Origin of the sequence: Gimesia fumaroli (genome assembly GCF_007754425.1) — a bacterium.
Taxonomy (GTDB): Bacteria; Planctomycetota; Planctomycetia; order Planctomycetales; family Planctomycetaceae; genus Gimesia; species Gimesia fumaroli.
In genome coordinates, this window is the sequence record NZ_CP037452.1 from 5,302,564 (window position 1) to 5,315,685 (window position 13,122).

The 13,122-nt window shown below is 46.7% G+C and carries 12 protein-coding genes; 11 read left to right on the top strand and 1 reads right to left on the bottom strand.

All coding sequences use genetic code 11. The features are described from left to right. Window positions 1–74: 74 nt before the first annotated feature. From Enr17x_RS20170 to Enr17x_RS20195, 6 genes are all read left to right on the top strand, one after another. On the top strand, window positions 75–296 hold the full coding sequence (locus Enr17x_RS20170; RefSeq protein WP_145311516.1) for a hypothetical protein: 222 nt from the start codon (window positions 75–77) through the stop codon (window positions 294–296). Window positions 297–362: 66 nt separating this feature from the next. Beyond that, entirely contained in the window at window positions 363–644 is a 282-nt protein-coding gene (locus Enr17x_RS20175; protein ID WP_145311517.1) for a hypothetical protein, read from the top strand. Window positions 645–697: 53 nt separating this feature from the next. Further along, entirely contained in the window at window positions 698–1,012 is a 315-nt protein-coding gene (locus tag Enr17x_RS20180; RefSeq protein WP_145311518.1) for a hypothetical protein, read from the top strand. A gap of 227 nt (window positions 1,013–1,239) precedes the next feature. Beyond that, complete coding sequence (locus Enr17x_RS20185) at window positions 1,240–2,322, top strand: hypothetical protein (RefSeq protein ID WP_232100791.1); 1,083 nt, start codon at window positions 1,240–1,242, stop codon at window positions 2,320–2,322. Further along, on the top strand, window positions 2,319–2,822 hold the full coding sequence (locus Enr17x_RS20190) for an MPN domain-containing protein (RefSeq protein ID WP_145311519.1): 504 nt from the start codon (window positions 2,319–2,321) through the stop codon (window positions 2,820–2,822). Before Enr17x_RS20185 ends, Enr17x_RS20190 begins: the two co-directional genes overlap by 4 nt. A gap of 56 nt (window positions 2,823–2,878) precedes the next feature. Continuing rightward, complete coding sequence (locus tag Enr17x_RS20195; RefSeq protein ID WP_145311520.1) at window positions 2,879–3,541, top strand: ThiF family adenylyltransferase; 663 nt, start codon at window positions 2,879–2,881, stop codon at window positions 3,539–3,541. A 27-nt stretch (window positions 3,542–3,568) separates the two neighbouring features. Here the strand turns inward: Enr17x_RS20195 and Enr17x_RS20200 are convergent, their stop codons facing one another. Next, the gene (locus Enr17x_RS20200) at window positions 3,569–5,047 is read right to left on the bottom strand and encodes a tyrosine-type recombinase/integrase (protein ID WP_145311521.1); all 1,479 of its coding nucleotides are present in this window, start codon (window positions 5,045–5,047) and stop codon (window positions 3,569–3,571) included. Window positions 5,048–5,234: 187 nt separating this feature from the next. Between Enr17x_RS20200 and Enr17x_RS20205 the strand changes: the two genes are divergently transcribed. The 5 genes from Enr17x_RS20205 (at window position 5,235) to Enr17x_RS20225 (ending at window position 13,118) form a co-directional block, all read left to right on the top strand. Next, the gene (locus Enr17x_RS20205) at window positions 5,235–6,563 is read left to right on the top strand and encodes a hypothetical protein (protein ID WP_145311522.1); all 1,329 of its coding nucleotides are present in this window, start codon (window positions 5,235–5,237) and stop codon (window positions 6,561–6,563) included. Between the two features lie 464 nt (window positions 6,564–7,027). Continuing rightward, on the top strand, window positions 7,028–7,273 hold the full coding sequence (locus Enr17x_RS20210; RefSeq protein ID WP_145311523.1) for a hypothetical protein: 246 nt from the start codon (window positions 7,028–7,030) through the stop codon (window positions 7,271–7,273). 11 nt (window positions 7,274–7,284) lie between these two features. Then, window positions 7,285–8,517 (top strand): recombinase family protein, encoded by a 1,233-nt coding sequence (locus tag Enr17x_RS20215; RefSeq protein ID WP_145311524.1) that lies wholly within the window; start codon window positions 7,285–7,287, stop codon window positions 8,515–8,517. A gap of 370 nt (window positions 8,518–8,887) precedes the next feature. Then, on the top strand, window positions 8,888–9,841 hold the full coding sequence (locus Enr17x_RS20220) for a hypothetical protein (RefSeq protein ID WP_232100792.1): 954 nt from the start codon (window positions 8,888–8,890) through the stop codon (window positions 9,839–9,841). A 1,003-nt stretch (window positions 9,842–10,844) separates the two neighbouring features. Further along, complete coding sequence (locus tag Enr17x_RS20225; RefSeq protein ID WP_145311526.1) at window positions 10,845–13,118, top strand: glycosyltransferase family 4 protein; 2,274 nt, start codon at window positions 10,845–10,847, stop codon at window positions 13,116–13,118. The last annotated feature ends 4 nt before the right edge of the window (window positions 13,119–13,122 follow it).

Sequence of the window (13,122 nt, forward strand, 5' to 3'; positions counted from 1 at the left end):
AGCGGGGTGGTTGTGTTTTACTTCACGACCGCTCTGCTGTGGGTGGTCGTATTCTCTTTCCGAAGGAGCTAACGATGACCCAAAAAGACTTGGACGCGGCGGTCGTAATGGCCACTGGTGAAGCCGTGCGTACCATCCGGCAGCGGGGCTTCAGCTTGGTTAATCCCCTGGAAGTTTATTTCGATTCGGAACCAGACCTGCGTCCGCCGCAGGCAGTGGACTGGGATGAACTTGGTCTACAGCAGAATGTGGCTCTGTTTGTACAACGGCACAGCAAAGTGCTCGATTTGATTTAAGGTCGTGGATTCCCATCTTCGTGATCTACTGATTTTGAACCAACGTGTTTCTTTCAGGAGACGACCATGATTCGCGCGAATCCTCCCGCATTTTCACCGGGGACTATCCTGGCAACGCCCAATGCAATGGAACAGTTGCCTTCACATGAGCAGCAGCGCGCCCTGGCCCGACATGTTGCCGGTGACTGGGGCGACTGCTGCCCGGAAGATGCGGAAGCCAATGATGCGGCGCTTAAGAATAGAGATCGTCTACTGTCGGTCTACCACACAGCTGACCAGATCAAGTTCTGGATTATTACCGAAGCGGACCGGAGTACAACGACTATATTGCTACCTGAAGACTACTGACGTTTCTGCTGACACTGCAGCAGCACTTTTTCTCAAACACAAAGGAGTCTTGTATGAAAATTCTATTTATTAACAACGATGGTAGCGGCTTTGCCGATCAGATTGACATCACAGAAGGACTGACCGTGTCAGTGCTCTTCGAACAACGTATGCCCCACGGAAGTCCTCAGGATTACTTGATTCGAGTCAACCGCCAGCCGACCACGGCAGACTATGTGCTGCAGGAAGAGGACCGCGTCTCGATTACTCCCACCAAGATTGAGGGGGCGGACCTCGATATCAAACTCTGTATTCCGATACTTCACTGGAAAGGAGCCTCATGGGAGCCCGACAACGACTCAATAGTCTCTATCTGCTCAGTATCCTGATTGTATCTGCGCTGATCGGCGTCGCACTCCAGTCTTGGGGACTATTCATCATTGGGGCTCTCACCCTGATTGCCATTCTGGTCCATGGGGGCAATATTCGTTTCCAGAGTCAATCAGGGTCTAGAGCCCGTCGACGTCGCTGAGGCTACCGTTAAATCTTATTGAATGACTGGTTCCTGAAGGCCACCTGTTTGGCAGGTGGCCTTCTTTCTATTAAGGAGATCATCATGATCGTGTTACCTCGCCAGAAACTCTGGTTGAGGGCTGCTATGAAAATCGCTGCTCAGTATCAGGAGAATGCGGCCCGACTTTATAGTCTAAAGTCACTTCCCACATTTGCCTGGGACCGAGTGGAACGCTGGGAGCGCCTGTACCAGAAAGCCTCTCGGTATCAGTATCAGGCTGCCATGCGAATTTGCCGGGAACGGCTGCAGCAGTCGTTCGATTACTTATTTCGAGAATGTTCGACCTTTCGGGATGAACTCATTCAAAGCAGCCAACACGAACCGGCACCTTCTCTCAATACACTTTATGCCGAACTCTGTGCGTTACCAAATGAATTCGAGTCGGTTGAGATTGACTGGGATGAACAGGAAATCGTAGTCCTGACACAGTCCGTCGTTTTGGAAAACATCGACCTGGGTACCTTTGAGATCCGCTTTCGCTGGAGCGCGCTTAGCGACTCCCAGCCTTATCGCATCATTTCAATGGCACAAACGGGAGAAGATGACGTCCATCATCCGCACGTGCAGGCAGACACGCTCTGTGAAGGAGAGGGGAAAATTCCCCTCAAGCGGGCCCTCACTGAGGGGCGTCTGTGTGACTTCTTTTTGCTGATTCAGCAGGTCCTGCAGACTTACAACTCGGGATCTGCTTACGTCTCGCTCTGTCGCTGGTTCAATGTCGTGTGTGCCGACTGTGGTGACTCAGTCTCCCGTGAAGATGTCTGCTCCTGTGCAGTATGCGAGCACACGATCTGTGATTGCTGCCTTCACCGCTGTTCGAATTGTGGAGATCTCCTCTGTGCCAGTTGCACTGATAAGTGCAACTCCTGTGACGAAATCTATTGCCGCGATTGCCTGTCAACCTGTGACGCTTGCGACGAATGTTGCTGCTGCTCCTGTCTCTGTTCCGAACTCTGTCCTGCCTGTTTTAATGAAAGCGAGGAAGAAGATCATGCCCCATCCGAAGACTCATCCATTGACTCGACGCCTGTTGCACCGACCACGTCGGAAACGTCAGCGTCGCAAGAAACAGCGTCTGTTGAAGTTCAGTCCGTATGCCTGGGCCAAGCTGATTTACCTGCGTGACCGGGGTCACCGATGCCGAGCATCCCCGGTTCGTCAAAGACATTGTCCTGGTCAGCCAGGCATGTACCGAGGTGACTGTATCGTTCGATGATGCAGCGGTCGCCGATTTCTTTGATGATCAGATTGACGCCGGGCGGCATCCGGAACAGTTTGCCCGGATCTGGATTCATACGCATCCCGGGCGTTCTGCTGAGCCCAGCAGGGTTGATCATGAAACGTTTGCCCGCGTGTTTGGCAACTGCGACTGGGCCGTAATGTTTATTTTGGCTCGTTACGGGGCCACTTATGGGGAACTGAAGCAGACGGGGAAAACAGAATCGGAACAGCTCTCGGTTGGTATCGACTTCCGGGGTGAGTTCACCGGCAGTAACCACGCGGCCTGGGAAGGGGAATATATCCGCTGTATTCGGGAAGCGGCTCCGGCTCTGGAATGGGAGTCGAAGTTCTGGCCGGATCCAGATGCGGACTATTCGGAACTGTGGTCGCGGTTTCTGCTCTGATGGTTAGGACTCGATTACTTCAAATCAGCAAATTATATCTACTGAAAAGAAAAAACATGAATCAAGTTATGAATCGTTTTGTACGCCAGTCGGATCTGGTACCAGCCGAAAAACTGAGTTCACTGACGATTTCTGTGGTCGGGGTGGGGGCCATCGGTCGGCAGGTAGCCCTGCAGTTGGCGTCTCTGGGAGCGCAAAAAATCCAGTTAGTGGACTTTGATCGAGTGGAAGCGACAAATATTACAACGCAGGGATACCTGGCAACGGATGTGGGGCGATTCAAAGTTGAGGCAACGACCCAGACGCTCCAGGCCATCGATGCCAGAATAGAAGTGGAACGGGTGACTAATCGCTTTCGGCCGGGCTTGCCCACAGGGGAAGTCGTATTTGTCTGTGTGGACTCGATCAGCAGTCGCTCTGCGATCTGGCGATCGCTCCGGGAGCAGTGTTCGTTCTGGTGCGATGGGCGGATGCAGGGAGAAGTGATGCGGATCCTGACAGTTACAGACTTGCCCTCGCAGGAGCACTACACGACGACACTGTTTCGTCAGGCAGAAGCTCAGGCTGGTGCGTGTACTTCCCGCAGTACAATTTATACCGCCGGCATTGCTGCCGGGCTGATGTTGCATCAGTTCGCACGCTGGCTGCGAGATTTGTCCGTTGATCGTGATCTGGCACTGAATTTACTGTCAAGTGAACTGGTTCTCGCCGGTGAGTAAACTCCGGTCTCTTCGAATAAAGCATTTTTAAGCTGCTGAACACATCTGAGTACTGCGACTGGTGAAAATTACGATCAAGGGCTGAAACTGTCTTTGGCAGGCTTCCAGATAATGTTCTCGTAACTGATCCAGGTGGGTGTAAGTGCTGATTGCAGACTTGCTGACGGCATGGCCCATCAAGTATTTACGGTAGTATTCTGGCATCCCGGCGTTCATCATGGCTGTGCTGAACAGATGGCGGAAATCTTTAAGCGTCGCCTCGGCTGGCCAGGATAACTGATCAGCCAGGCGATGAAATTCGTTTTCAATATGATCGTATTTAAGTCCGCCCGCTTCCTGGAGTAATTGATCTCGAATCTGTATCCCCTGCTCTGCACTGAGGTTTGTGCTTTTTCTGCAACGACTGTTGTACTCCTTGGTGATCTCATTCAGGGAATAATTAACCAATGGTGATTTTTCAGTTCCTTCCCACACGCTACGCCGGTGAAGTAACAACCCTACTTGCATGTGGCGGGAATGCTTCTCGAACAATGTCCGAATAGGCTCAAGCAAAGGCAGCCGCTTATCCCGTCTCCCCTTGGTCCTGTAACTGATCTGGGGCAGGCAGACGACTTTCAACCAGCCATCTGAGGTCAGGTTATCCCGGAAAAGAAAACAGGGTTCGGAAGCCCTCAGGCCATAAAATATCAACAGGGCGAACAGTTGAAGCTGATAGCTGTCGCATTTTTTCAGAAATTCTACCGCCATGGGGACTGTGATGTCGGGCTCACCAAACAAGTCCGGTGCAACTGACTCAGTTTGTCTGAATTTTCCTTGGAAAGGGTTTCGAAAGCCGGATGGCATCAAGTTCCCACGATCGGGATCCGCCGCCCAAATATACATTCCCCTTACGACATCGAGAACATAATCAGTGGAAACCATGGAATGTTTCTCTGTATTGGGGTGCCCGTTTGAAGAAATCTGCAGATTTTTAAGATGCGATTGAAACTGTAAGACCAATTCTCGATTGACGTTAGTGGCAGATGGACATTCCGTTGATATCAGTGGTTGATTCACAAAACAGCGATAATGCTCTAATGCTGATCCGTATCGCCTGACCGTTTTGGGATCGATTTCACCGGCATCGGCTCGACGTTGTAAGTGACTTTGATAGAGGTCCAGCAGACTCTGATTTTTCAGTTTTCCTCGACCCAGCCCGGATGAGCGAAAGTGTTTGAGTCGTTCCTCAATTTCCCGGGCACGAAAGATTGCGGTCACCAGGTCACCGTCGACCCGTTCTGTGAGGTTCTTTTTCGCAGCTGGGTCCCAGAACTGAAGCCGAAAGTAGTCGTTTTGTCTGTAGATACGTACTTTTTGAGGCGGTTCAATCCCGTCCGGGAATTTCTCGATACGAATCCAGCGATGTTTGGCTTTATATTTATCACACCAGGTCGAACTTTTCGCAACAGGTTCCACCTGTTTCTGGGAAAAGTCTTCTGGTTTGGTGTCGTCTGTTTTACGAACCATCTTACGCGTCTTTAAAACTGCCCTTGAATTTTGGTATCGAACAGGTTTCTTCCGATGAAACCCATCAGTCGGGATCAGTTTAAAAATTGGCGTTCACAACTCGCTTACAAAACGTCACAATGTTTGTAAGAGTTTGAGCATAGTTTTATAAAAAGAACACGAATTAGAGGAGTGATATAAGACCGTTATGGATTCGTTGCAATTGGCAGAGCGAAGACTCGACAGCAATCTCCCCCGGGCAGACAAACCAAGTTATGAATATCCTCGGGCAAAGCTGCAGGCTTGTATCAGGAATGATGTCTGCCCTGCTCTTGAGGAATATAGCCAGCGTCTGAGGTTTCAAGAATATGCTAACTGGCCGTTTATCACATTGATGTCCGGAGCAGATACACCGGAACGTCGATTGATTGAGTCTCTGGAACAAGGCATCTTGAGATGCGCGAAATCCTTATCTCAATTAACTGAGAAAAAACTGGTTCGAAAAAAACTGGAAGAGCAGAATCCTCCCCGACTGACCGTGATGGAAGGGACTATTGAAATAACTGCTGAAGACACGACCTATCTGGACAAAAAAAATGGAAATTTCAATGAATTAGAAATGATTTTGTCGCAAGTTGACCATCTGGCTCAAAACACCGACCTATCATTAGTAAACAGTTCAGATTATTTTGATCCAGTGCAGGAATTTTCTGAGGATGCTGACGGTAAAAGAGTTCAACATGGTGGACTTATTATTGCATTCAACCATGAGCTAGACCCTGTGGGAAATTTTATCGTCCGCTGTTTTCTGGAACGGGCTCGGCAATGGTATGAGATTGTATCCAAATTAAGAGCGATTACTATTAAAGCCACCAGAGCAACGGGGCGCCCGTATCGACAGTTAGTCGATCAACTCGAAAACGAGTGGAAAAAACTGGAGACTGACTGGCTGGAATGTAAACACCTGTTAAAAAGCGGCAAACAGAACCGTTTGATAAACTCAGCGGTCATACTTACCCAGGTCTATGCCGCTTTTGGACTGAAACCGCAATTGGACTGGTTGTTACTTCCTGAAACGGATTTGAACTATGGAATCGAGTCTATCAAAAGCAGACTGAATGCACTTCTGGATCAAGAAACAACAGACCGGATTGCCCATGCTTTGGGAGATATGAAAGATCTATACGAAAATGATGAACAACATAATGATGACATCGAAGAAGCCATTGTAACCGGCGGTTTAGTTCTAATCAAAAAGTCTAGAGAAGCGTACTGGGAAAACAGAAAAATATCTGGTCCGATTAAGGGCAGAAAATGGGAATTTCTACATTTATTGGCTAAAAAAGCAAAACGCAGAAACTGTGTTACTGAAAATGATTTATTTCCACTAGGCTCAGGGTCGTTATCAGCCATGGCAACATCTTGGAGTCGTTTGAATGAACGTCTGCCCGAATCACTCTGGAAATTGGTTGAAAAAGGGGCTGAGCCTCGAACCTACATACTCCGCTTGGATCCGACCCAAATACATATTTTTTAAGAGTCATAGTACTGTTTCGTGTCAAAATCACAGCCGTAATCACCATCGCTGATACATAAGTTTTCAATTCCCCCCTACCACTCTTCTTACTAAATTGATGATTTCTCCTGGTTCTTTGTCTCAAATACTTTTGATTGGGTTCAGAGAAGAGAGCTCAGATAGTTTATCCGCGTCTTAGAAGAATTCTTCTAGCTCGTCCAGTCTAAAAGAGATTGCCTGAAACGCTGATCTTGCATTGTCGCCACCAACTTATCTGCTCGTACTACGTTGCTTGGCTGACTCCTGGATCTTCTTACTATTCGGAACTAGTGCCTCTTGCCGCGCCTAATCAACAGTTCCATTTTCTAAATCTGACTCCAAACTCTTACAAAATTCTCGCACTTTGTAAGAGGTCTGTGAACTCAAGATTCTACATTCTGAGTCTGGAGAGGCACTCCAGACTCCTTTCTTTTAAGGAGCGAACCATGAGTGACTCTATTCTCAAATCGACCACACAAAATGCTGATCTAATCTCAACTCCTGAAAAGCTGGACAGAGTAGCAAAACTGATCGCTGAAGGAGAGTTTCCTTTTCCGAACGGTCTTTCACCTGACCAGCAGGTCCTGTTAGCAACAGAGGTAAGAAAAAGACAGCAACAGAGGTTGATTAAATTTATCGCCAGATCGGTTGCCAGAGAATTATGGCAAAAGATCAAACGACATAATGAATAAGGTAAAAGATCATGATTAGACCACAGTTAGACTTCAGAAAACCTCTCAATTACATCCGTTACGGTCGAATGAGCGACCCTAACCAGAACCCATCAAGCCCTGATCAGCAATTTAATACAATTGATTTGGTATTGAGGCGATGTGGGTATCAACACTGGAAGAATCTGGCTGACTATCGCGATGATGGAATATCCGGACGACTGCTCAGAAAACGACTTGGTTACCAGAATATGCTGTTTGACATCAAGTCTGGTGCTATTAGTCCTGATGTTATCCTGGTTGATGATATTGACCGATTTGGAAGAGTGGACGATCTGAAAGAGATCCGTCGTGATTTGTATAACAAATATGGGGTGTTAATCCTGGATGCAAAATCCAATTTTGGAGATCCCAACACTCCTCAAGGACGTATTTACAATTCTATTGAAGAAATACGCGCCGTCGAAGAAGGAAAAACGAAAGCACATCGTGTTTTCAGAGGTAAACGGGATGCGATTTCGCAAGGTCGCTGGTCGGGTGGTAAACCTCCATTTGGTTATCAACTCGAAACCCGACAGGAAAATGCAAACGGCCATTCTCATTCTTACAGCATTATTGTTCCAGATCCTGAAACAGCAAACACAATAAAATTACTGTTCCAAAAAGCTGATGAGACAGGCTGGGGACAAGACCGATTATGCAAATTTCTTAATAATCATGAGGATGTACCAGAGCACCAAAAACCGTTTCATGGTTCCACAGTGGGTTCATGGCTTGATAATGAAATTTACATAGGAAAAATGGTTTGGCCCAAGGTCACAACAGACATCATCAGTGATTGCCGGGTTATTGAAAAGATCCCTGTCGAAGAACAGCTGTGTATCGATGACTATTGCACGCCAATTGTGGAGCCCGATGTATTTGATCGAGTCAGACGAATAAGAAAAACGCGTGGAAAATTACGGAAAGCTGCACTAGCTAAAACCACACCGAAATCGGACAAGCAGATCAAAGCTCCTGCTCCAGGTATGACACTTCGCTATTTATTGACAGGCCTGGTTCGCTGCGGCCATTGCAACAGATCTATGGTTCCAAGTCGGGGCGGTAGTTATGTCACGAAAAACAATGAAACTCGCGAATATACAGCTTACACTTGCCCAGGCTATAAGTCCGGGATCTGCTCCAACAATAAAACGATTCCTGAAAAATGGCTTCGTCAAATGGTAATAGATGCTATCAAAAGTCGTCTGTTCCCTTCAGGCTGAACCCTTTTATTTCTGGCTACGATCGGCTGCTATACCATCGTAGCTTTTTCTTTTCGAATAAATTCTTGTATTAGGGAGAATCACAATGGATATCGATAGTCTAACCAATTCACACTGGTACCCAGTTATTTTACGTGAAATACAGCAGGAGATGAATAAATTACTGAAGGATGATTCAGGACGAGAAGGTTCTCTGTTACATGAGATTGAATGCATAGCTGATCAGAAAAAGGGGTGGATGATTTCTTTGTCCGACCCAAAACTCCCACAATCAATCCGTGACGAGATTCATTTGGATTATCAGCGGGCCGAAAGCAGAGAGCGTGATATCAAACTACAACTTGAACGGCGACAGAAACGAGAACAGTACATGTCAGAGTTACTCAACCCGGAACTTGTTCTCGAAAGCTTGAATCGTTTAGACGATGTGCTGGCAGGTGAAAATGCCACCCGGGGTAACTTGGAATTATCTCTACACATTGACCGGATAGAATGTTTCACAGATGGACATGTCAAAATGAAGCTATGTCGCCTGGGACCTCTTCCACACTGCATAGAGTTTATGAAGCATAATTCCAGTAAACCAGAAGGTGAAGAGCAATCAGATATGCTTGACGGGCCGCCGGAGCATCAGGCAACCCCTCGACGTCGCGCAAAACTACGGGTAGAGTCAATCGGTCCAGAAGGCAAGGAACTGGAATCTGCGGCGGCATTTGCCACTGATCCCGAACGGTTTACCGGTATAGGGCCAGAATGGTTTGAAGAAATCGAATTTGATGTTCCTCACGAGAAGCACTGGTATCAGATTTATGCTTCAGAGGTCTTTCATCGACGTCAGGAAAAAGAACTGTCGTATGCTAAACTGGCCAAAGAATTCGACGTCACACCTCCCACAGTGCGGGCAGCTGTTGAATACTATCTGGATACCCATCCTGATGCAAAAGATAATGTCAAACTGCAATGTGGAGGCAAGAGGCCTCCCAAGTATGACCTTTCCAAGATAGGCCCCGAAGCACGAGTTTTGTGGGAATCTCGTTGGTCAAAGTTGAAACTGGCAGAAAAATATGGCTGTTCTCCCCCTACCATCGACAAGGCTCTGGAATGGAGTTATGCCCAGGATGGCCTTTCTATGCCGACAAAGGAAGAGTTGCAGAAAGCAATAGCCACAAGAGCTCGAAAATTGCTAGACGAAGAGAAGTCTCTGGAAGAAATAAGTGACATAATGGATTGTTCTGATGTCACAGCCCGCCGTTATTTAAAGATGTCTTTCGAAGCAGAAGGTAAGACCATGCCTGATCTGCGTCGTAAATCTGCGGGAACATAACAGATCACAAGTATAGTTTCTTTGAGAACGATTCCGACTAAGGGGATCGGTGGACCAGGTTTGAGAATTTCGATTTATTTACCTGGTGTATCGGTCTGCAGAGAAGTGAATTGAGCTACCGTGCTCCATATGTCAGGTACAGCTCTCAGAGACCCTCTGTTGGCGATCTGCGTTGCCGACTGTTAACTCTCAATCGATCCGGTCCAGTTGCAAACGGGGCCTGAGTACATGCAAAAGAAGGCCAGTTGCGGAGCGAGATATCTGTTATCAGTGGTGAAAAGAGAAAGTAACAGATTGGTTTCGAGATCATCCAGGGGCTGTCTTCGGGGCAGCCTCTGGATGCTTTTTTTATCTATCCCGCATATGGAGCCCTGATACCAAAAGTTGGTTTACTAAGTGAGTTTGGGATTTTAGCTGCAGTCAGGTTCATGGTTCGATTTATCAAAATTCAGGGTACTTTGGCCTGATAATGAGAGTTCCCGACGCGCAGGTGACGTTTATGATTGTTCTTGCAGACACAACTGCCTAGCCCTAAGTCGTTTATTTGATAGTTGTTGAGGCTCTCTATCTTGAAAAGTAAGAGTTCGCGTTTCTAAACGATACATGGTCATATCTGGGGGAGAATACGAGAACAATTTTCCATTAAGTTATTTTTCTAAAATCCCCATTCTCTTAAAACAGCGCTAAAGAAAACTGACAGATACGATTCTCAGTATCTTCTTTTACCAGAGAAGATAAACAGCAATGTCCATGTATTGTGGTAAGGTTAGAGCCAGCAAATTTGTGTACTTAAACTTTATTGTTTCACTTGATTTCACAGCTACCAACCATAACATATAGACACACTAAACACGAGGATAGTCAAGTGTCGTTTCGAGGCTTTTCTTGAAACAATTCTTGATTTCAACAAGACGAAAACTCGTTTAGTCCCTTCAGCTTTACATATCATGCTCTTCTCAAGTATCGCTTCTTGAATTGGGCTATATACTCGGTTGGAAAGTAGATGACAGAGTCGAAACAACATATTTGTATAGGTCCTATTTACCATGGTATTGGTTTCTGGGAATGGACCGGAAAAGAGCTGGGAGAGGAACTATCGCAATATTTTGATATCGAATTTTTCGCAGACTCAATTCCCCACTGTGACTTGGCTATTATCGTTAAATATGACTTTCCGCAGTTGATGGAGACAAGACCTGCAGATGTCCCGATTATTTACTGCCCTGTAGATCGATACGGATTTGTACGTGATATAGACCGGGACGGAAAGAAGCTATTTCAGTGCCAACAGATCATCACACACTCTGAATCGCTCCGAAAATATTTCCATTCATATGCGCCTGTGGAATATCTTGATCATCACCTGCGATTCATTTCTAAATCCTTGGCCCCCAGGCCAGAAGAGGATCCGATTTTATGGACGGGCATTTGTTCGAATCTCCCGCCTTTAATTGAGTGGGTTAACCAGAATCCCTTACCCCGAGAATTGTGGATTCTTACGAATCTAGATCAGGAAGCATCAACTGTTCCCCCAGGCAAACTAGGATTCAATGGAAGTCAATCGGTTCACATTGAGAACTGGACACCAGATAAACATATTAAGTGGGCTGAGCTTGCCAGTTGTGCCATTGACATCAAGGGAACTGACTTTCGGGCCAGACACAAACCTCCAACCAAGGCCATTGAGTGTATTGCCTCAGGTTTATCTCTAGCTATGATCTCGGGAAGTTCCAACGTTAGATATTTAGCCAAACAAGGGTTTGAAGTCGCATCGGTCGAGGATCAGGACTTCTGGTTCTCGAATGAATATCGAAAGCGAACGCTTGAATTTGGGGCCGAGTTGCGCAAGAGACTTTCTCGGGAAAATATCGGCAAACGTTTTAAAATGCTCATCGATCGCATTTTAGAAGATGAATCGTCTAAATCCAAAAAACGATTTGATGTCTCGAATCCTTCAGAGAACTTTGCTTCTCTTTCCCCGCAACAAGAGAAACCAAACCATCAACAACCTGTATCTCATCCCCACCAAAAAATCGCCATCGTTAGTTTTTTGTATAACTGGCCGTCGACGGGGGGCGGCAATATCCATACCACCGAACTGGTCCAGTTTCTAACTCGTGCTGGGTATGAAGTACAACATTTCTGTGTCCGTTACGATCCTTGGCAGATCGGTCAAATAGAAGCAGGTGCTCCTATTCAAAGTCAAATCTTGAATTTTGCACCAGAAGATTGGAAAGCAAATACCATTCGGAATCGTATACGTAGGACGGTTCGAGAGTGGGGGCCAGACTGTGTGCTCATCACAGACAGTTGGAATTTCAAGCCACATCTGGCAGATGCGGTCAATGAGTTTCCTTACTTTCTGCGAATGCAGGCTCTGGAGTGTCTCTGTCCCTTGAATAATTTACAGATACTTCCAGGACCTCAAGGTGTTATTCCTTGCGAAAACAATCAATTTATCAACCCAGAGACGTGTTTTAATTGCCTGGTCAAAAATCGATCCGGTCAACTTCACCAGTTAGAAAGACAGCTTAGCGGAGTCGGATCGACTGAATACAATGAACTCCTACAGCAGTCATTTCAAAATGCGGAAGCAGTGTTGGTATTGAATCCCACTATTGCAGCACAATATGAATCCTTTTGTGACCGTGTTGAAGTCGTCACCTGGGGAATGGACGAATCCCGATTCCCCTGGCCACCGCCTGCAGACGAACAGTGCCCCTCAGAAATCAGTGAATCCAAAGTTTCCATCATCTTTGCCGGGCTCATCCATGAACCGATCAAAGGGTTTCCTGTGTTACTGGCAGTTTGTGAACAGCTCTGGAAGACGAGGCAAGACTTCGAATTGATCGTTACCTCTGATCCACCTCAGGAACAAGATGAGTTTGTAAAATATGTGGGCTGGAAGTCACAAGCAGAGCTTCCTCGATGGTATCGGCACTCTGATCTCTGTGTCGTACCGACGGTCGTTCCCGATGGTCTGAGTCGAACTTCAGTTGAAGCGATGGCCAGTGGTTTAGCCGTAATCGCCAGCAATACTGGTGGCCTTCCTTTTAGTGTTTCAGACCAGAAAACAGGACTACTCTGTGAACCAGGAGTTGCCAGAGACTGGACTTCGAAGCTGAACCAACTGCTCGACGACCCAGAGCAATTAAACCTGTATGGGGAAAATGGAAGAAAGCAATATGAAGAACGATTTCGATGGAAGGATGTCATCGAACGCGATTACCAACAACTTTTCAATAAGCTGAGACAGCCTTTGGGAAACTTTATCTAATGCA